Below are 18533 nucleotides of genomic sequence, written 5' to 3' on the forward strand. Positions count from 1 at the left end.
CCACTCTTTTTCATTCGCAGGCTTACAATTTGCACAACCGCGCTCAATTAGCCATGCTAAATAGGATGTTATGGCTAATCGTATGGAGTGCATAGGATGCAAAGAAACGTATTACTGATTACCGGGGCATCCAGTGGCATTGGGGCGGCTACCGCAAGAGCCGCTGCCCGTGAGGGCTACAAGCTGGTGCTGGCCGCCCGCTCGACCGACAAGCTCACCGCCCTTGCCCAGGAGCTAGGCCCGGAAAATGTGCTGACCTGCGAGCTGGATGTCACCCAGATGGACGAACAGCGCGCCATGGTCGACGAAGCGCTGGAAACCTTTGGCCGAATCGATGCCGTCTTTGCCAACGCCGGTTGCGGTGGTTCACCGGGCGGCTTTAGCGGCGCTGACCATGAACGCTGGCAGGAAATGATCTTGACCAACGTCTACGGTGTGGGTTTGACCCTCCAGGCATGCTTGCCGGCGCTCAAACGCAGTAAAGGCCACGTATTGTTAACCGGCTCAGCCGCAGGCCGTGCAACCATTCCAGGTTCCATGTACAGCGCGACAAAGTGGGCCGTTACCGGCATCGGCTATAACCTGCGCGAAGAGCTACGCGGTACCGGCATGCGGGTAACGCTGATTGAGCCCGGCATGGTCGATACGCCGTTCTTTGACGAACCGCCCGAGCATGCGCTGGCAGACCGCGATATCGCCAATGCGGTCATTTACGCCCTATCGCAGCCTGCCCATGTCGACGTCAACGAAATTCTGATTCGCCCTACCCCGCCAATGGAATAACGTGGTTTGCCGACACCCTGCCTTGTAATTCATCGATCCTGGCCGCATAACCATTAATTAACAAGCGTGCTAATGATTTGCTTGACGCCCATACGTCGTCATTTCATTGGCACGCTCCATCTTCCGGCCTTATAGGTGATGCATGAGCGCACTCGCGTCTACCGCACTATCCGTACTGGACCTCGCCCCGATTCGTCAGGGCGGCAGCGCTGCCGAAACCTTTCAAGACAGCGTTTCTCTTGCCCAACACACCGAACAACTGGGTTATCAGCGCTACTGGCTGGCGGAACATCACAACATAGAGGGCATCGCCAGCGCCGCGACGGCGGTGCTGATTGGCCATATTGCAGGGCAGACCTCGCGTATTCGGGTGGGCAGTGGGGGCATCATGTTGCCCAATCACCCGCCACTGGTGGTCGCCGAGCAGTTTGGCACCCTGGAAACCCTCTACCCCGGGCGCATCGACCTGGGCCTTGGTCGTGCGCCGGGCTCGGACGGCGCGACCATGCAGGCGATGCGTCGCCATGCACGGGCCGGGGTTGATGACTTCCCCGCGCAGCTCGACGAGCTACGCGGCTATCTTGGCGATGCCTCGCCCCAGCAACGCGTCAGGGCCGTGCCCGGCCAGGGTACGCATGTGCCCATCTGGCTGCTTGGTTCCAGCGGCTTTAGCGCGCAGCTGGCCGCCAAACTTGGCCTGCCCTTTGCCTTCGCCGCGCAGTTTGCGCCAGGCTATCTGTTTGAAGCACTGCGGCTGTATCGTGAGAACTTCCAGCCCTCGGCGCATCTGGATGCCCCCTATGCCACGGTCGGGTTACCCGTCATTGCCGCGGAAAGCGACGCCATGGCGGAATACCTGGCCACCACCGCCCAGCAGAAATTTCTCAACCTGATCCGCGGCAAGCCAACGGTGTCGCTGCCCCCGGTGGAACAGCTGGACTGGTCCCCCATGGAACGCGCCCAGGTCGAGCAGTTTCTGGGCGCGGCCATTATTGGTGGCCCTGACACGGTCAAAGCCCGGCTTGCCGACTTCCAGGAACGCACAGGGGCCAACGAGTTGATGATCAACAGTGACTTCTACGACCATCAGGACCGGCTAAGAAGTTACCAGATAGTTGCCGAGGCAGCTCGATAACCGCTTATAATGGCCGTCAGTCTTGCATAGCGGCTGCCAATGGCAGCCGAGCCAACCCGATCAGGTACACCGCACCATGTCTGCGCTCACTTATGCTCCAATGTCACACGCTGACTTCATGGCGTTCTGGCCAACCTTTCAACAGATTGTGGCGGCCCAGGAAACCTATGCCATCGACCCGGATATCACCGCCGAAGATGCCTACCAGCTTTGGTGTAACGCCCCACAAGCCACGTTTGCGGTCAAGGATGAAACCGGCACACTCCTCGGTACCTACTATTTAAAAGCCAATGCGGCGGGGCCCGGTGACCATGTCTGCAACTGCGGTTATATGGTGACCCCCGCCGCGCGTGGCAAAGGGGTCGCCCGTGCCATGTGCGAACATTCACAACAGTTCGCTCGCGAGCTGGGTTTCAGGGCCATGCAGTTCAATGCGGTTGTCTCCACCAACGAGGTGGCAGTCGCACTCTGGCAGCGCCTGGGGTTTGCCATTGTGGGGACGGTGCCTAACGCTTATCGTCACGCCCGCCTTGGCGAGGTCGATACCTACGTCATGCATAAAACCCTTGAACACCAGCGTTAAAATCTACCACGTCAATGGCATTGGTGCAGGTTGCTCGCCGGTATCCTTCGTGATTGGATACCGTCTCGCATTTATTAACGATTTTTACGCCCCACGAGACGCCTGAATGCCAGACAACGCCCTGCGGCTAAGCCAGATATCCCTGCGTACACGCTTTACGCTACTCGCTGTTGCCCTGGTATTTGGCATGACCGTCCTGCTTGGCTGGGTCGCCGCTCGACAGTCAGCTGATCAGTTGGAAGCCAATATCGGCGCTTCTACGGCAGAATCAGCCTATCAGATGGCCGATAAGCTGGATCGCAGCATGGACGCCCGTATCAAAGAGGTGAAATTGTTATTGGGCATTGAAGCCCTGACCGACGGCACCGATAACAATACCCTTCGCGCTCAGTTAGAAACGCTTCAGGATAATTACAACGTCGTGTCATGGATTGGCTTTATCGACCCCGACGGTGTGGTTCAAGCCGCCACCGGTGGCATTCTGGAAGGTACTTCCATTGCCCAACGCCCGGTCTTTCAAAACGGCCAAGAGGGTATGTGGATAGGGGATGTTCACGACGCGGTGCTGCTATCGCAGCTATTGCCCAACCCTTATGGCGAAGCGATAAAGTTTGTGGATATTGCGACCCCGGTCTCCGGCCAGAACGGCACTTTCCTGGGTGTGCTTGCCGTTCACCTTAGCTGGGAATGGGCGGAGTACATTCAGCGTGCGATGTTCTCGCCTGCGCAACAGCGCCAGGGCACCGAAATGCTGTTGCTGGCAGCCGATGGCACCGTCTTGCTCGGGCCCGACGATATGCTGGGACAGTCTGTTCCGGGCCTATCCACCCTGCATTTGCAGGCCAGCGCCAAGCCCTCATGGGCAATTGAGACATGGCCAGATGAGCAGCGCTATGTAACGGGTGTGGCCCGTAGCCAAGGCTTCGAGGATTTTCCCGGTCTGGGCTGGGTGGCGGTTAGCCGTCAGCCGGTTGAGCAGGCGTTTGCTCCGGTGGAGCGACTCACACGTGTGATCATGGGCATCGGCGTGCTGCTGGCCATGGTGTTTGCCGTGGTTGGCTGGGTTGTCGCGTCGCGGCTAACGACGCCTTTAACCCGTCTTTCTCACGCCGCAGACACTATCCACGATGCCAGCCAACCCACCAACGAGATTCCCCTGGAAACAGGTTCGCCGGAATTGATGCGCCTCTCCACGTCAATGCGCAACATGGTCGGACGCCTGCTCGACCAAAACCGCACCATTCGCCGCCTTGAAGACATCGCCACTAGCGACCCGCTGACCGGCTTGCCGAACCGCGCCTTCCTTGATCGATATCTCGCGCACGCCCTGCCCGAGGCCGAGCGCCAACAGCAAAGTATTGCGCTGGTGTATATTGACCTGGACGGCTTTAAGGAAGTGAATGACGAGCTGGGCCATCATGCTGGTGATCTGCTGTTAATCGACATTGCCAAGCGCTTGCAGGAAGTGCTCCGGGCCAGCGATGTTGTCGCTCGATGGGGAGGTGATGAATTCGTCATGGCCTTGAAAGCCCCCGCGGACCAATTACCGACGTTGACCCAGGCGATAAGCGAGCGGCTGCTTGCCTCCATTTCCCAACCCACCTCGTTGCCCGAGCATCCAGCGGTGACCGTCAGCTGCAGCCTGGGAGCTGCATGGTGGCCAGAGCACAGCCATGACATCGAAGACGTCATGCAGTTTGCCGATGCGGCGTTGTATGTCGCCAAGCAGCAGGGCAAACATCGGTTGGTGATTCATCAACCCTGATCATCGAGGCGGCAGCTGCGTTGCCACAACTGCTCCACGGCCTCAATGCCCATGCCGTTCAGCAGGGCCACATTACGCTCAGGGATCGCGTCGGTATCGCCATAAAACTCGATCGCCTTTGCGACGCTCTCTTCACGCAGCAGATGCACCATCGGATAGGGGGAGCGATTGGTATAGTTGGCGGCATCGTCAGCATCCGCATCGTCAAAACAGTAATCCGGATGAAACGATGCGAGCTGATAGATGCCTTCATATCCCTGGTCAATCAGGATGCTTTCGGCGAGCTCAACAAAATCCAGATAATGGTCAAAGCTTTTAAACAGCGTGGGAAACACCAGCAGCGTGGTTTCTGTCTCCGGGTGCTCATCTAGCCAATGCACCTCCACCATCAGTTCTTCCAGCGCCACTTCCAGTTTTTTCGAGCGCACCACTTCAACCCGAACCGCCTCCCGCGCCAGCTCGCGGCTGGCAAACGGGCAGATATCGTGGGCCACAACAAAGCGGTTCACCCAGTTCAAGGTCTGTGTGATGACCGTGCTATCTGCGTCTTGCATGCCTGCTCCCCGTCCCCTTCGGTAATCTCGCCGATGCCTGCCATCGCCAACAGCGCAACAGTTTACACGCCATACGCACTAGGCGTGTTCCTGATAACGCTTGAGGGCCACCTGATAGGATTTATGGATATGATCGTCCATGAGCGCACGGGCAGCTTTGCTATCACGCTGCAGGGCAAGCTCTACCAGTTCGTGGTGCTGTTCATCGAGGGTTTGTCTTACCGTCGGCATTTTGGGGCCCAGACGACGGTAGCGATCAAACTGGTCATGCAGCTGCTCGATGAAACGCAACAGCCAAACCGAACCGCAGGGCGCCACAAGGGTGCGGTGAAACTGGCTGTGTAACACCTCCCACTCCTCGCCTTTTTCCAGCGATAGATCTGCGCGTTTCAGGCGATGGGCGGCGGCCAGCAGTTCGGCCTCCCATATGTCGTCACCGTGCTGGATCGCGCGCTCAAACGCCATGCCCTCGAGTTCGAGTCGCATATTGGCAATGTCATCCAGCTCGCTGCGCGATAGCGTCGGCACTCTAAAGCCACGCTGATTTTCCTGAATCAACAGGCCATAGGCGGCCAGCTTGTTGAGCGCCTCACGCAGCGGACTCAAGCCAACGTGATAATGCTCCTTGAGCGCGTTGATCGCCAATTTCTCGCCCGCGGCAAAGCGTCCGCCGACTAAATCCCGGCGTAGCGTCTCGTAAATACGGCTGGATGCCGTGCTGATAACCGGTTGAAGATGCTGGTTCATATAAGATCCTTTTTCATCCTGACGCCCATGCCTCTAAACGCTGGAGTTGACGCCCTGGGAAGCCCTCGCTTATATTCTATTTTATACATAATAATCGATTTTTTAACTGACAAACGATAAACAAGGGTCGGCCATGCGCTGTTTCTCATCATTGACCTTGCGGGGTCATCGCCCATGACGTCGTCTATAACATGGCAACTGTTCTGGGCATTCTTGCGCGTTGGCCTGTTAGGGTTCGGTGGCGGTCCCGCCATGATTCCTCTGGTGCGTGCCGAAGTCGTCACCCGCCATCACTGGCTGACCGATGAAGAATTCGCCGATGTACTGGCGATCGGCAACACGCTACCCGGCCCTATCGCCACCAAGATGCCGGGCTACATCGGCTATCGGGTGGGCGGTGTCAGCGGCTGTACGGCGGCGGTTATCGCCATCATTTTACCCATGATCATTGCCATGATTGCCATGTTAAGCATTTTCAGCCGTTATCGCGATGTTGGCTGGATTCGCGGCATGGGCCAGGCCGTGGTGCCCGTCGTCATGGTCATGATGGCACAGTTGACGTGGGACTTTTTTGATAAATCAAAAGCGGCGCTGGGCTGGCTTACCAGCATCGTAATGGCCATTGTCGCTGGCGGGCTTATCTACTGGCTCGGTGTTCATCCAGGCTGGGTGATTGGCGCCATTCTGCTGGCGGCCCTGCTGCGCCCTAAAGGCAATAAAAAAGCTGAGGGGTCGGCATGATCTACTGGGAACTGTTCCTCGCTTTTTTTATCCCCAATATTATCGGTTACGGTGGCGGCCCGGCGATTATTCCACTGATCGAGACCGAAGTCGTCGGCCGCTACGGCTGGATGACGGCGCGAACCTTCGCGGAAACCCTGGCGCTGGGTAATGCCCTTCCCAGCCCTATCGCCACCAAGATGGCCGGTTACATCGGCTATGAAGTCGCCGGTATTGGCGGTGCCTTCGTGGCAGTGGCCGCCACAGTCATCCCGACCCTGTTGCTCATGCTGGGTGCGCTGGGTCTTCTGTATCGCCATCGCAACTCTCCCCGCGTCAAACGCATGAGCCAATGGGTGCGCCCGGTTATCGCCATGATGATGGGCTGGCTGACCCTGGGCTTTTTGCTCGAAAGCCTTAGTTCAAGCGGCACGATTCACACCCTGATTATCGGCGTCGCTGCTGGCATTGCGCTGATTCGCTTTAAAACGCATCCCGCCTTTGTGGTCGTGGGGGCGCTGATTTATGGCGGGCTTTTCCTGGGCTGACCTGGCTATCCACGCTTAATCATCGCATCATGGCAGTCCTTTCTGCCAGGTATCTGCTTGTTGTCATATGCCGCCATCCTCTTCTGACGCCTCCACCGCGCCACTCAGCAGCTTTCTTAGTGTGTTTGGCTACAGCCGCCGAGCGCTGGGCCTGGTATGGGAAACCTCGCGCTGGATGATGCTGGGTCTAGCGCTGTGTACGCTGGTCGCCGGCGTGCTGCCTGCCGTTGCTGCCTGGGTCGGCCAGTTGATTGTGGATGGCGTGGTGAGTGCCATGGATGCCCATCAAGCAGCCACTGACCCCAACCTGCTGGTATCGATTACCCCGGTACTCAAGCTGGTTGCTTTCGAGGCACTCATTATTGCCCTGATTGCGCTGGCCCAGCGCGGGCTTGCCGCCCAGCAGTCGTTACTGCGCGCACTGCTGGGCCAGAAGGTCAACGTGATGATCCTGGAGAAAGCCGGCCAGCTCTCGCTTAGCCAGTTTGAGGACTCAGAGCTTTACGACCAGCTGACCCGGGCGCGCCGTGAAGCCTCAACCCGCCCTCTCGCCCTGGTGAATAAAACCTTTGGGCTGTTGCAGAATGCCATTTCGCTGGGCAGCTTCGGGGTCCTGCTGGTGCAGTTCTCGCCCTGGGCGCTGTTGATTCTGGTCGCCGGTGCCCTGCCGGTGTTTATTTCGGAGGCCAAGTTTTCAGGAGATGGCTTTCGGCTGTTTCGCCGACGCTCGTCACAAACCCGCATGCAGATTTATCTGGAGACCGTACTCGCCCGGGAAGACAGCATCAAAGAGGTGAAGCTGTTCGGCCTGGAAGGGCTTTTTCTCAAGCGCTATCGCGATATCTTTACCCAACTGTTCGCCGAGGACCGGCGCCTGACGCTGCGCCGGGAAAGCTGGGGGTTTGTGCTGGGATTGCTGGGCACCCTCACCTTCTACGCTGCCTATGCCTGGGTGGTCATTGAAACGATTACCGGCGCACTGACCCTCGGCCAGATGACCATGTACCTGATGGTCTTCAAGCAAGGACAGGCCGCGCTTTCCGCCAGCCTGACCGCGATTAGCGGCATGTACGAAGATAACCTCTACCTGTCCAACCTCTACGAGTACCTGGAACAGCCGGTCGAAGCGGACACAGGCACCCTGACCCGGGGCGAATTGCCCGGCGACGGTCTGCGCTTTGAAAACGTCAGTTTCGCCTATCCTGGCAGCGCACCGGTATTGCACGATATTTCCCTGCATCTATCCCCCGGGCAGAGCCTGGCCCTGGTGGGTGAAAACGGCTCGGGCAAGACAACGCTGATCAAGCTGTTGACGCGGCTTTACCAACCAACCGCAGGGCGCATTCTGCTGGACGGCAGCGACTTGCGCGATTGGCAGGCAAAAGCGCTGCGCGAGCGGACCGGGGTGATTTTTCAGGATTTCGTGCGCTATCAATTGCAGGTAGGCGAAAACCTGGGCGTGGGCGATACCCATGCCTATCACAATGAGCAACGTTGGCAGGAGGCCGCCCGCCACGGGATGGCGGATGACTTCATCGCCAATATGGCCAGCGGCTATCAAACCCAGTTGGGCCGCTGGTTCAAGAACGGCCAGGAGCTCTCCGGCGGCCAGTGGCAGAAAATCGCCCTTTCACGTGCTTACATGCGTGAAAACGCCGATATTATCGTGCTCGACGAACCCACCGCCGCGATGGACGCCGCTGCCGAAGCAGAAGTGTTTGCCCGCTTCCGTGAGCACAGCCGCGACAAGATGGCGATTCTGATCTCCCACCGCTTCTCCACCGTACGCAGCGCTGACCTTATCCTGGTCATCGACCAGGGCCGTATCGTCGAGCGCGGCACCCACGAGGAATTGCTCGCCGCAGACGGCCGCTATGCCAAGCTGTTTCGACTTCAGGCGGCGGGTTACAGATAGCTAACTAAACTTGACGCTCTCATGAGCATCGGTTATAAGGTAAGAGCTGCCTTTTAAAGGCAGCTCTTATTAACGAGACTTTCTAGAGACCTCATCATGCGCTGGCAAATCCCCGCGACACGAATGAACAAGCTACATGGCATTATGAATAATGCGGTATCAGCTTGTTGCTGTCGCGCGCCAGGGATGTAGTGAGGAAATTGGCCGCGGCAAGTGTCGCGGCCATTTGTTTTATCGTTACCTTTGATATTTCCTGATCGCGATGTTGCCCGGCCTCCCAACCCAGGAGACCGACAATGGCAATCGCAACCATTACCCGCAAACTACTCAACGCTTTAAAGCACTCGCGCACGCAGCGTCGGCTTTACCAAGATCTGCGTTTTCATGATCCCCACCTGTTGAAAGACATCGGCTTACGCTGGGAGCAGGGCCAGCTGGTATCCATTCACGGGGTAGAGGAAACAGACCGGCGCAACCAGCGCCATCAGGCTGAAACCCGTGACGCCCACGAAACATGTCCATACTGCGGGAGTCGGCTGACATAGCGATCGCCCCGGTCACGAGCAGTGGCCGGGGCGTCTTATTGGTTGTGTAAAGCAATCAAAAAGCATGATGGAGGTATGGCCAAATCACCTAGCGTCAATGCTGGCTCAAGCGACTTGGCGATACCCCCTCAGGACCTTTTGGCTTTTAAGGGAATTGCGTCCTTTACGGGAGTAGCTGCCTTTGCCTTTTTTCGGCGTTTGCTGCTGCATTTTAAACATCGGGGTTCGCAGCTGTGCCTGCAGTGCGTTATCGCGAATGGGATGTTTCTTCACCGTTATCTCCTGATCGAATGGATATACTTGGCGCTGGCTAGCGCCGACAATTACGACACCCTGGCTCACCAAGCGTTCCTTTTACCGTGGTACAAAATCTGCGTCTATTGCATTGCAGCTTTGAGCGTACGCACTATCTTAAAAGCACACTCAGCAACGTTATTGCTGACCATACCTTAGCTTGGGGATTCGGGTGACATTCTTTAAACATTTTGTTCGTTGGTTACGACGTCTGGGTGTCGTTGTTCTGGTCATACTCACTTTCTACTTCACCCTCATGGCGTACCACCAGCTAAAGCCGCTGCCACCCGGCATTTCCCACACCAGCCCGGTCTATCAAACCGATAATGTCGGGTTCTTCCGTGACTTGACGCACCACGCAAATGACGAACGTCATGTAGATCAGGAAATTTTTGACCAAGTCGAGCGTATGATCGAACTCGCCGATGACTTTATCGTGATCGATAATTTCATGGTCAATGGCTTGGTCAATGATCCCTCCGAAGATTACCCGCCGCTGAGCGACAACCTCGTTGATCAATTGGTTCGCAAACGCGACGCCAATCCCGACATGCCGATTGTGTTTATCAGCGATGCGATTAATTCGGGCTACGGCTCCTATCCCGCCGAATGGCTTGACCGCTTGCGCGACAACGACATCGACGTGGTGATCTCTAACCTGACGCCGCTGCGCGATTCGACTCCACTCTACTCGTCTTTCTGGCGCATGGGGCCGCAGTGGCTGGGCGACCTTGGTGGCGAATGGTGGGAAAACCCGTTTGTTGATGGCGGGCCGAAATTCAATTTGGGTGGCTACCTGGATATGTTCAATATCAAAGCCAATCACCGCAAGGTGGTGATCACCGAACGCACGGCACTGGTGGCCTCCGCCAATGCGCACGATGAATCTGGCTTTCATGAGAATGTCGCCTTTGAAATCGAAGGGACGATCATCAACGACTTGCTCCGCGCCGAGCAGGCGGTGATTGATCTGGGCAACAGCGGTATTCAATTGCCCAGCTACACACCACCGGAGGAACCAGCCACCGGTGAATTAAGCCTTCAGTACACCACTGAAAGGCAAACGCTTTATAACGTGCTTACCACCATTGAAAGTGCTGGCGAAGAAGACGAGCTATGGCTCGCTATGTACTACCTTGCAGACAGGGAAGTCGTCGACGCGCTTACCGAGGCCAGCCAGCGCGGGGTTCAGGTATCGCTGATTCTGGACCCCAATAAAAAAGCTTTTGGCCGTGAAAAAATCGGCTTGCCCAACCGCCCTGTGGTCGAAGAACTGATGGAAGATACCGACGGTGAGATCCGCGTACGCTGGTACGACGTGGAGCTAGAACAATTCCACCCCAAAATGATGCTGCTACGCCAGGCCAACCAAAGCACCATTATCAGCGGCTCGACCAACTTCACCAGCCGAAACCTGGATAATTACAATCTTGAGGCCAGCCTGATGATATCAGGTCCCAACGATGCCGATGTGATGCGTGAGGTGGACGAGTACTTCCTGAGGCTGTGGCATAACGAAGGGGGCGATTACACCCTGGAGGCAGAAGAGTACCAAAACACCCTATCCGAATGGCAGCGCGTAGTTTACGGCGTCCAGGCCTATCTCAAACTCACGACTTATTGAGGCATATTGACCAAAAGCACCACAATAATGATACCCAGCAAGGCACACAGCCACTGCCAAAAACGCACCGGGTCGCGCTCCAGGAGCGGCGGGCGCGATTGCTTCAGGGTGCCTGGGCTTGGCGAGCGCAGTTCGAAAATAAACTCCGAAAGCGCCGGGTAGCGGTATTGAGGGTTCGGGTGCAGGGCTTTTTTGAGCACCTCATCCACCCAGGCGGGCAGCTCACGGTTTTCACTCAGCGCCGATTGGTAAGCCAGCTTGCGCTGGGCAGCCCGGGTACGGGTTTTGGCCACCGCGGTGCCGTAAGGCAGCGTGCCTGTCAGCATCTGGTAGGCTATCACCGCAAGGGAGTATAGGTCCGACCTTGGGGTTCCACCTTCGCCCAGAAAATATTCCGGCGCCGTGTATTGCGCCGTGCCGAGAATATCCTCACCACCGGCCTCGTCGGCTTCAGCAATGCCCGCCACCCGGACGGCTCCAAAATCAATCAAGCGAACCGTGCCGTGTCGATCAATCATGATGTTGTCCGGACGTACATCCTGGTGCAGCATTTCCAGGCGGTGGAAGGCACGCAAGCCTTTGGCTACTTGCTCGATAATACCGCGGACCTCGACCAGGTCGGGCTCAGGGTGGTCACGCATCCACTGGGTCAGGGTCTGCCCATCGATATACGCCCATACGCTGTACAGGTAACGCCGGGGCTTTCGCTGCTCGGGCGCCGAGAGCACATGGGGGTTGTCGATACGCCGGGCGATCCACTCCTCACGCACGAAACGCTCGACACTGGCGGGGTCTTCGGCAAGTTCGGTGGATAACGTTTTCACCACGACGTGCTGCCCGCTTTCCGGGTCGTGCGCCAGATACACATGGCTACGGGCGCTGGCGTGCAGGTGGCGTATGATGCGCAGGCCGTCCAGCTCGCTGTTGGGACGAAGCTCGGGTGGCGATGGCAACCCGCCCAGCGCATCGTAGAGTTCATCGGCGTCCCGGTCGGGCAGCGTTTCGATGCGCACCAGTTGGACTGTCAGGTTATCGTCGCTGCCATTGGCCAGCGCCGCGTGCACCAGTGCCTGGGCAGCCACGTCCAGGTCGGCGGCATTTTCATGAATCTTCAAAGCCATGACTTGGGGAGACAGCCACTCGTACACGCCGTCGGTGGCCAGCAAAAACACATCGCCTTCGCTGAGCGACACCGCACGATAATCGAGCTCCAGGTGCTGGCTTGCCCCCATGGCGCGGCTTAGATGGCTCACCTCACGGGAGGCCCAGAAGCGATGGTCTTCGGTCAGTGGCTCCAGCGAACTGCCCGCCAACTGGTAAATACGGCTATCACCGACATGAAACAGGTGCGCGGTGGCCGATTTAATCACCATGGCGCTCAGCGTACAGACATAGCCGCGGTCCATGTCGTAACGGTATTGGCTCTGCCGGGTTTGCGCATACAGCCACGCATTGGTGGCCTGAAGCACGCGCTGGGCCGCATTCTTGACGCTCCAGGAGGAAGGCGTAGCGTAGTAATCGCCAAGAAAGCCGCCCATCGCGGCTTCGCTGGCCTCACGACTCACCGTGCTGCTGCTGATGCCATCGGCCAACGCAATGGCGATGCCCTTATGACGCTGCTGGGCACCGTCGGGCAAATAGGCGCCATAAAAATCCTGATTGCTCGGCTTACGGCCTTTATCGGAATACTGGCCCAGGGAAATGCGCAGCGTTGCCATACTCAGTAAACGGCGTTATGGATATCGAGAGCCGCCGGGCTTGTCGCCACACGCGTCACCACGCTGCCCACCATTATCACACAGGGTGACGGTAGCGGTGAGGCGGCGAGCTGTAAGGGCATATCCGCAAGCGTGCCCACTAACGACTGCTGGTCCGGCTGGCTGGCGTTGGCCACCAGCATGATCGGCCAGTCATCGGGCAGCCCCGCATCGCGCAGGCCAGCGCAGATCGCCTCGACCTTGGAAAGCCCCATGTAGAACACCAGGGTTTCGTCACGCCGGGCAAGCGCCGACCAGTCCGGGGTGCCGTCTTCACGGCACAGCTGGGCGGTGACAAACCGAAGCTGCTGGGCGTGGCCCCGGTCGGTCAGCGGAATGCCCATGCACGCCGCCGCCGAAGACGCCGCCGTAATTCCCGGGACGATCGTGGCGGGTACATGAGCGGCAGCCAGCGCATCAAGCTCTTCGCCCATACGGCCAAAAATGGCCGGGTCGCCACCTTTAAGACGCACCACCGACTTGCCCGCCCTGGCAAGCGTGACCATCAAGGCGCCAATCTCGGCCTGTGGCATGCTGTGGTGCCCGCTGGCCTTGCCCACATAATGTCGCTCGGTGCCACGTGGAATCAGCGCCAGCACGTCGTCGCCCACTAGCCGGTCGTACACCACGGCGTCTGCCTGGCACAGCAGGCGAGCCGCCTTGAGCGTCAGCAGCTCGACATCGCCACTACCGGCCCCGACCAGATATACATGCCCAGGCTGACAATCGCCCTTGAGCGGCAGGCGGTTCGACGTATAACGGTCGAGTTTCTCACCCCCTATCCAGCCTGGATTGAAACGACTCACCAGCCGCGCCAGGGAATTACACCACTTCATGAGCGGAACTTTGCTTAGCGCGCGCATTGGGGCGCTCCTCTTCCAATAGCGATTTCAATTCAGGAATGCAACTGCCGCACTGGGTCCCGCAGGCAAGCCGTGCGCCCAGCGCCTCCACGCTGGTGTCGCCATTCCGGATGGCATCAACAATCGCGGTTTGGCCCACCTGATGGCAGCTACAGATCACCGGGCCGGTATCCGCCGCGCCGTCATCACAGCCTGCCAACAGGCGCCGACGATGGGTATCGTCGATACGATCATCGTTAAAACGCGCTTCCAGCCAGGCGAGGCCAGGTAGTTCATCGGGCGGCCCTACCATCAACCACCACTTGAGCTGGTCATTTTCCACACCGGCCGCGCGCAGACCACCCGTCGCGACATCTTCGCACCAAAGCGCTGGTGATGCGGGCAGCCACGCCGCCAGTGTGGCAAACCAATCGTTAACGGCCTTCGCCCCTGCCAGTTGCCAGCGTTGGCAGCCGCGCATGGGAATACGCGTCCAATAGTCGCTTTCGCACCAGGCGGGGCGTCCCGCAGGCATGACGCTGTGATCGGCAACGAGCAGCGTTGCCTCCCAGGCAGGTGCCAGGGGTGCCAGCGCCACGGCGCCATGCTTGGCTTCAGGCTGGCCGGAGACCGGGTCCATGATACGCTGTATCAAGGCGCTGCTGCGTGCATTTTGGCTGAAACAATCCGTCCAGTGAATAGGCACGAACACCTCGCCGCGACGCTGAGCCTTGGATACCCTGGCCCGGGCCCGGTATTGCCCCGTGGCGGCGGACAAGACGGCGAGCGACTGATCCTTTATGCCCGCTTCGGCGGCGTCCTCAGGGTGGACATCGATAAAGGGCTCAGCGCGGTGGTTCATCAGCCGCGGCGAGCGGGCGGTGCGCGTCATGGTATGCCACTGATCGCGTATCCGCCCGGTGTTGAGACGCAAAGGATACGCTTGGCTGAGCCTCTGTTCGGGCCCCCGCGGGGTAATCGGCAGCAACCTGGCGCGGCCGTCAGGCGTGGCAAACTGCCCGTCTTCAAACAAGCGGGCTGTCCCGTTGGGGGCCTGGGCATTTACCGGCCACTGGATCGGCGTAAGCGCGTCATAACCGTCGCGGCCCAGGCCCACGAGGCCTGAAATATCGAACAGCCGCTGGGTAGTAGTGGCATTTTCAAAGCCCGACAGCCGTGCGTGCTCGTCGAATATTTCGCTGGGGTGGGTGTAATCAAACGCCTCCCCGAAACCCAACTGCTTAGCCACATCGCAGATGATCTGCCAGTCGTGGCGGGCCTCGCCGGGCGGCGGCAACATGCCCCGCTGGCGCGAAATACAGCGCTCGGAGTTGGTCACCGTGCCGTCTTTTTCAGACCACCCGGACGCGGGCAGCACGATGTCAGCGTAGGGCAGCAGGTCGGTATTTGCCGCGCACTCCGAGACGATCACCAGCGGACACTTTTCCAGTGCGGCCCTCACGTGGGCGGCATCGGGCAGGCTAATCGCCGGGTTGGTGGCCATCACCCAGAGCGCTTTTATCTCGCCACGCTCGATGGCGTCAAACAGCTCAACCGCTTTGTAGCCAGGGCCATTCGGCAACGTGGGCGCCAGATTGTCGGTGGCCCAAAAGCGGCTGACCAGATCTCGCGCCCCCGGGGTGCCATAATCCATGTGCGCAGCCAGTTGGTTGGCCAGGCCGCCCACCTCGCGTCCGCCCATGGCATTGGGCTGGCCGGTAATCGAGAAAGGCCCTGCCCCCGGCAAGCCGATTTTGCCCCCCGCCAGGTGGCAGTTGATGATCGCATTGCACTTGTCGGTGCCGCTGGACGACTGATTGATCCCTTGGGAGTAAAGCGTTACCACGTGCAGCTGGCTGGCAAACCAGTAGTAGAGGGTTTCCAGGCGCTCGGCATCGATCTCGCAGGCAGCCGCCACTTCAACGATGGAACCAGCCGACTGCTGGGCGGCGCTTAGCGCATCGTCAACGCCTTGGGTATGGCGCTCCAGATACACCGTGTCCAGCTTGTTCTTGGCCGCCATCCAGGCCAGCAGGCCGTTGAACAACACTGCGTCGCTGCCGGGTTTAATGCCCAGGTACAGGTCGGCGATTTCACAGCTGTCGGTCACACGGGGGTCAATCACCACCACGCGCATCAACGGGTTACGTTCTTTGGCAACCTTGATGCGCTGGTAGAGCACCGGGTGATTCCAGGCCAGGTTGGACCCTACCAGCACGACCAGTTCGGCCTCTTCCAGATCTTCATAGTTACAGGGCACCGCATCGGCACCGAAGGCGCGCTTGTACCCCGCCACCGCAGAGGCCATGCACAGCCGCGAGTTGGTATCCAGATGCGACGTGCCCAAGAAACCTTTAAACAACTTGTTGGCAACGTAATAATCTTCCGTCAGCAGCTGGCCCGAAAGGTACGCCGCCACGCTGTGGTTGCCATGCTCGGCCCGCAGGGTGTTTAAGCGTTCGGCGGTGACACTTAAGGCCTGTTCCCACGAGACCTCTTCGCCATCTACACGCGGCTTGATCAGACGCCCCTGCTCGCCCAGCGTTTCGTGAAGAGCTGAACCTTTGACGCACAGCCGCCCGAAATTGGCGGGGTGTTCACGGTCGCCCTCGACAGCACTCAGTGTGCCATTCTCCGCCACGGTCGCGTTAACGCCGCAACCAACGCCACAGTAGGGGCAAGTCGTTTTGACTTGGTACATGATGACTCCTCGGCAAATTGCAAACGCCACCCATAAAAAAACGTCCAGGCCGCTGACCCTGTTGCGCAAAGCGCAAGGCGATCAGCTGGCTGGACGTCGTTGCCGCAGCGGGCACCGCTAAAGGTGCCAAACGTATTGTTTAAAGATACTTATTTGTCTAACAACGTTATTGGGCTTATTCGCTGCCACTGTTTTTTGGTGAACGCACTGCAATGCGCGTTTGTTGCTTGTACTCGTAGGGTTGCAAACCCTAAGCCATTATTCGGAATCGCCTAAATTATTATTTAAAAACAGATACTTAAATAGAAAAACCGGCCGTCTTCCTATCGTCAGCTTACCCCCCTGGCACCTCAAACTTGCGTACTGAAAGTGCAGCTCACCATCCATGGCGCACCAACAGCGTGCACAAAGCCACAAGGAGCGGCCCCTCAGCATTTCTTATACGCCTACTCAACATGATGAAAATAAACTAAAAAAAAAGAATACCCCTGAGTTGGCCGCTGACTTGCTACTAGTTAGATATATAACTTGTTGGCAGCCAATGGCGGCGGCCACGCGTTAATCAACGTTACCGGGCAACGACGCCCCTGACCTTGTTCATCCTGCTCGCAGGAAGCGCATGTGTCAGGGGCGTTTTTGTTTGGAGCGAATCACCATCATGCAAGATGAGGAGCCACCCATGGAAACTTTTTCCCGGTGCTCACCCGATGACCACCTGGTCATCATCGGCAACGGCATGGCCAGCCACCGGTTGGTGGAAGCGCTGGTCAATCATCCTCAACGCCCCAGAGCCATCACCGTGATTGGGGAAGAGCCGGTGCCCGCTTACAACCGCATTCTGCTTTCGCCGTTGCTTGCCGGTGACATGCAGCCAGAGGCGCTAACGCTGCGCGACGCTGACTGGTATCAGGACAACGGCGTAACGCTCAAGCTGGGCGAACGCGTCGAGCACATCGACCGTGACAGCCGCACACTGGCAACCGACGCAGGCAAAACCCTCTACTATGATCGCCTCGTGCTGGCCACCGGCTCACGCCCGACACTTCCCAAGGTGCAAGGTATAGCGCTGGATGGCGTCCATGGCTTTCGGGACCAGGACGACGCCGCAACGCTGGAGGCCATTGCCCAACAAGGCGGCCATGCACTGGTGATCGGTGGCGGCCTGCTGGGCCTGGAAGCCGCCGAAGGGCTACGCAAGCGCGGCCAGGGACTGCAGGTAAGCGTTTTACAACGCAGCGACCGGCTGATGAACCGCCAGTTGGACGCCACCGCCGCCAATCTGCTGAAAGCCTCGCTGGTTGAGCGCGGGCTTAACATCGTCACCCAGGCACAGCTGGCAAAACTCGAAGGCGACCCGACCGGCCGCGTCTGCGCTGCCATCCTGAATGACGGCCGTCGACTGCCCGCCGACAGCGTGATTATCGCCGCTGGCATTACCCCCAACGCCGAATTGGGCCAGCAGGCCGGGCTTACCACCGACCGTGCCGTCAAGGTCGACCGCCATCTCACCACCTCCGACCCGCATATTTTTGCCTTGGGTGAGTGCTGCCAGTTTGAGCAGCATACCTATGGGCTGGTCGAGCCTATCTGGCATCAGGTCGAGGTGCTGGCGGCGGTGCTTTGTGGCGACGCGGGCGACGGTTATCGCGAGGTTCCCACCGCTACCAAGCTGAAAGTCAGCGGCGTCTCGCTCTTCGCGTTTGGCCCTACCGAGGCAGCGCCCGAGCACGACGTCTTGTGCTACCACGACCCCCACCGGGGCGATTATCGGCGCGTGTTACTGCGCGACGGCCGCATTGAAGGCGCCGTGCTGTACGGCGACACCCAACAGGGCCCCTGGTATTTCGAGCAGGCGCTGGCGGGGCACGACCTCAGCGGCTTCCGTCAGGCGCTGCTGTTTGGTGCCGCGGATGTCGAGGTGCTGCGTGAAGCGGCAGCCCAACTGCCCCCTGATTCTTCTGAGCTCTCTGCTCAACATTCTTCCAAACACTCTTCTCATTCAACGTCGGAGGCGGCTTAA

General features: G+C 58.7%; 16 protein-coding genes. 10 read left to right on the forward strand and 6 right to left on the reverse strand.

What is annotated here, in order from left to right:
- Positions 1-96 precede the first annotated feature (96 nt).
- From ADS46_RS04655 to ADS46_RS04670, 4 genes are all read left to right on the forward strand, one after another.
- Positions 97-783 carry an SDR family oxidoreductase gene (locus ADS46_RS04655; protein WP_066316919.1) on the forward strand — a complete coding sequence of 229 codons (687 nt, stop codon included), beginning with the start codon at positions 97-99 and terminating at the stop codon, positions 781-783.
- Between the two features lie 142 nt (positions 784-925).
- Positions 926-1918, forward strand: a complete 993-nt coding sequence (locus ADS46_RS04660; protein WP_066316921.1) for an LLM class flavin-dependent oxidoreductase — start codon at positions 926-928, stop codon at positions 1916-1918.
- Positions 1919-2018: 100 nt separating this feature from the next.
- Complete coding sequence (locus tag ADS46_RS04665) at positions 2019-2501, forward strand: GNAT family N-acetyltransferase (RefSeq protein WP_420706094.1); 483 nt, start codon at positions 2019-2021, stop codon at positions 2499-2501.
- Positions 2502-2607: 106 nt separating this feature from the next.
- Positions 2608-4266, forward strand: coding sequence for a diguanylate cyclase domain-containing protein (locus tag ADS46_RS04670; protein WP_082925985.1), 1659 nt, complete (start codon positions 2608-2610; stop codon positions 4264-4266).
- Here the strand turns inward: ADS46_RS04670 and ADS46_RS04675 are convergent.
- Positions 4257-4820 carry a DUF1415 domain-containing protein gene (locus tag ADS46_RS04675; protein WP_066316925.1) on the reverse strand — a complete coding sequence of 188 codons (564 nt, stop codon included), beginning with the start codon at positions 4818-4820 and terminating at the stop codon, positions 4257-4259. The two genes, ADS46_RS04670 and ADS46_RS04675, sit on opposite strands and share 10 nt — an antisense overlap.
- Positions 4821-4898: 78 nt before the next feature.
- On the reverse strand, positions 4899-5567 hold the full coding sequence (locus ADS46_RS04680) for a GntR family transcriptional regulator (protein WP_066316927.1): 669 nt from the start codon (positions 5565-5567) through the stop codon (positions 4899-4901).
- A 174-nt stretch (positions 5568-5741) separates the two neighbouring features.
- On the opposite strand from ADS46_RS04680, the gene ADS46_RS04685 reads away from it, so the two are divergent.
- The 4 genes from ADS46_RS04685 to ADS46_RS04700 all read left to right on the forward strand — a co-directional run bounded on the left by ADS46_RS04685 (position 5742) and on the right by ADS46_RS04700 (position 9295).
- Complete coding sequence (locus ADS46_RS04685) at positions 5742-6308, forward strand: chromate transporter (RefSeq protein WP_066316931.1); 567 nt, start codon at positions 5742-5744, stop codon at positions 6306-6308.
- Positions 6305-6835, forward strand: a complete 531-nt coding sequence (locus ADS46_RS04690) for a chromate transporter (protein WP_066316933.1) — start codon at positions 6305-6307, stop codon at positions 6833-6835. The genes ADS46_RS04685 and ADS46_RS04690 overlap by 4 nt, the downstream gene beginning before the upstream one ends.
- 67 nt (positions 6836-6902) lie before the next feature.
- On the forward strand, positions 6903-8750 hold the full coding sequence (locus ADS46_RS04695; RefSeq protein WP_066316936.1) for an ABC transporter ATP-binding protein: 1848 nt from the start codon (positions 6903-6905) through the stop codon (positions 8748-8750).
- A 296-nt stretch (positions 8751-9046) separates the two neighbouring features.
- The gene (locus ADS46_RS04700; RefSeq protein WP_066316942.1) at positions 9047-9295 is read left to right on the forward strand and encodes a hypothetical protein; all 249 of its coding nucleotides are present in this window, start codon (positions 9047-9049) and stop codon (positions 9293-9295) included.
- Between the two features lie 105 nt (positions 9296-9400).
- On the opposite strand, the gene arfA is transcribed toward ADS46_RS04700, so the two are convergent.
- Positions 9401-9637, reverse strand: a complete 237-nt coding sequence (arfA, locus tag ADS46_RS18455) for an alternative ribosome rescue factor ArfA (protein ID WP_234346766.1) — start codon at positions 9635-9637, stop codon at positions 9401-9403.
- A gap of 124 nt (positions 9638-9761) precedes the next feature.
- On the opposite strand from arfA, the gene ADS46_RS04710 reads away from it, so the two are divergent.
- Positions 9762-11213: a phospholipase D-like domain-containing protein gene (locus ADS46_RS04710; RefSeq protein ID WP_066316944.1), complete on the forward strand. Its 1452-nt coding sequence runs from the start codon at positions 9762-9764 to the stop codon at positions 11211-11213.
- On the opposite strand, the gene ADS46_RS04715 is transcribed toward ADS46_RS04710, so the two are convergent.
- From ADS46_RS04715 to ADS46_RS04725, 3 genes are read right to left on the reverse strand one after another with little or no spacing between them, the layout of a single operon-like run.
- A complete protein-coding gene (locus ADS46_RS04715) occupies positions 11207-12931 on the reverse strand; it encodes a bifunctional protein-serine/threonine kinase/phosphatase (RefSeq protein WP_066316946.1) in 1725 nt (574 codons plus the stop codon). The genes ADS46_RS04710 and ADS46_RS04715 overlap by 7 nt on opposite strands.
- Before the next feature lie 2 nt (positions 12932-12933).
- Positions 12934-13833: a uroporphyrinogen-III C-methyltransferase gene (cobA, locus tag ADS46_RS04720; protein WP_066316949.1), complete on the reverse strand. Its 900-nt coding sequence runs from the start codon at positions 13831-13833 to the stop codon at positions 12934-12936.
- A complete protein-coding gene (locus ADS46_RS04725) occupies positions 13793-16513 on the reverse strand; it encodes a nitrate reductase (RefSeq protein ID WP_066316953.1) in 2721 nt (906 codons plus the stop codon). Before ADS46_RS04725 ends, cobA begins: the two co-directional genes overlap by 41 nt.
- Positions 16514-17192: 679 nt before the next feature.
- Here ADS46_RS04725 and ADS46_RS04730 point away from each other — a divergent pair.
- Positions 17193-18533 carry an NAD(P)/FAD-dependent oxidoreductase gene (locus ADS46_RS04730; RefSeq protein WP_066316962.1) on the forward strand — a complete coding sequence of 447 codons (1341 nt, stop codon included), beginning with the start codon at positions 17193-17195 and terminating at the stop codon, positions 18531-18533.

Source organism: Halomonas sp. G11, assembly GCF_001663515.1.
Lineage (GTDB): Bacteria > Pseudomonadota > Gammaproteobacteria > Pseudomonadales > Halomonadaceae > Vreelandella.

Bases quoted from the DNA above. Each gene is read 5' to 3' on its own strand.
- ADS46_RS04670 (WP_082925985.1), top strand. From the start codon at position 2,608: ATGCCAGACAACGCCCTGCGGCTAAGCCAGATATCCCTGCGTACACGC.
- ADS46_RS04675 (WP_066316925.1), bottom strand. From the start codon at position 4,820: ATGCAAGACGCAGATAGCACGGTCATCACACAGACCTTGAACTGGGTG.
- cobA (WP_066316949.1), bottom strand. From the start codon at position 13,833: ATGCGCGCGCTAAGCAAAGTTCCGCTCATGAAGTGGTGTAATTCCCTG.
- ADS46_RS04725 (WP_066316953.1), bottom strand. From the start codon at position 16,513: ATGTACCAAGTCAAAACGACTTGCCCCTACTGTGGCGTTGGTTGCGGC.
- ADS46_RS04665 (WP_420706094.1), top strand. From the start codon at position 2,019: ATGTCACACGCTGACTTCATGGCGTTCTGGCCAACCTTTCAACAGATT.
- ADS46_RS04660 (WP_066316921.1), top strand. From the start codon at position 926: ATGAGCGCACTCGCGTCTACCGCACTATCCGTACTGGACCTCGCCCCG.
- ADS46_RS04730 (WP_066316962.1), top strand. From the start codon at position 17,193: ATGGAAACTTTTTCCCGGTGCTCACCCGATGACCACCTGGTCATCATC.
- ADS46_RS04700 (WP_066316942.1), top strand. From the start codon at position 9,047: ATGGCAATCGCAACCATTACCCGCAAACTACTCAACGCTTTAAAGCAC.
- ADS46_RS04715 (WP_066316946.1), bottom strand. From the start codon at position 12,931: ATGGCAACGCTGCGCATTTCCCTGGGCCAGTATTCCGATAAAGGCCGT.
- ADS46_RS04680 (WP_066316927.1), bottom strand. From the start codon at position 5,567: ATGAACCAGCATCTTCAACCGGTTATCAGCACGGCATCCAGCCGTATT.
- ADS46_RS04685 (WP_066316931.1), top strand. From the start codon at position 5,742: ATGACGTCGTCTATAACATGGCAACTGTTCTGGGCATTCTTGCGCGTT.
- ADS46_RS04655 (WP_066316919.1), top strand. From the start codon at position 97: ATGCAAAGAAACGTATTACTGATTACCGGGGCATCCAGTGGCATTGGG.
- ADS46_RS04695 (WP_066316936.1), top strand. From the start codon at position 6,903: ATGCCGCCATCCTCTTCTGACGCCTCCACCGCGCCACTCAGCAGCTTT.
- ADS46_RS04690 (WP_066316933.1), top strand. From the start codon at position 6,305: ATGATCTACTGGGAACTGTTCCTCGCTTTTTTTATCCCCAATATTATC.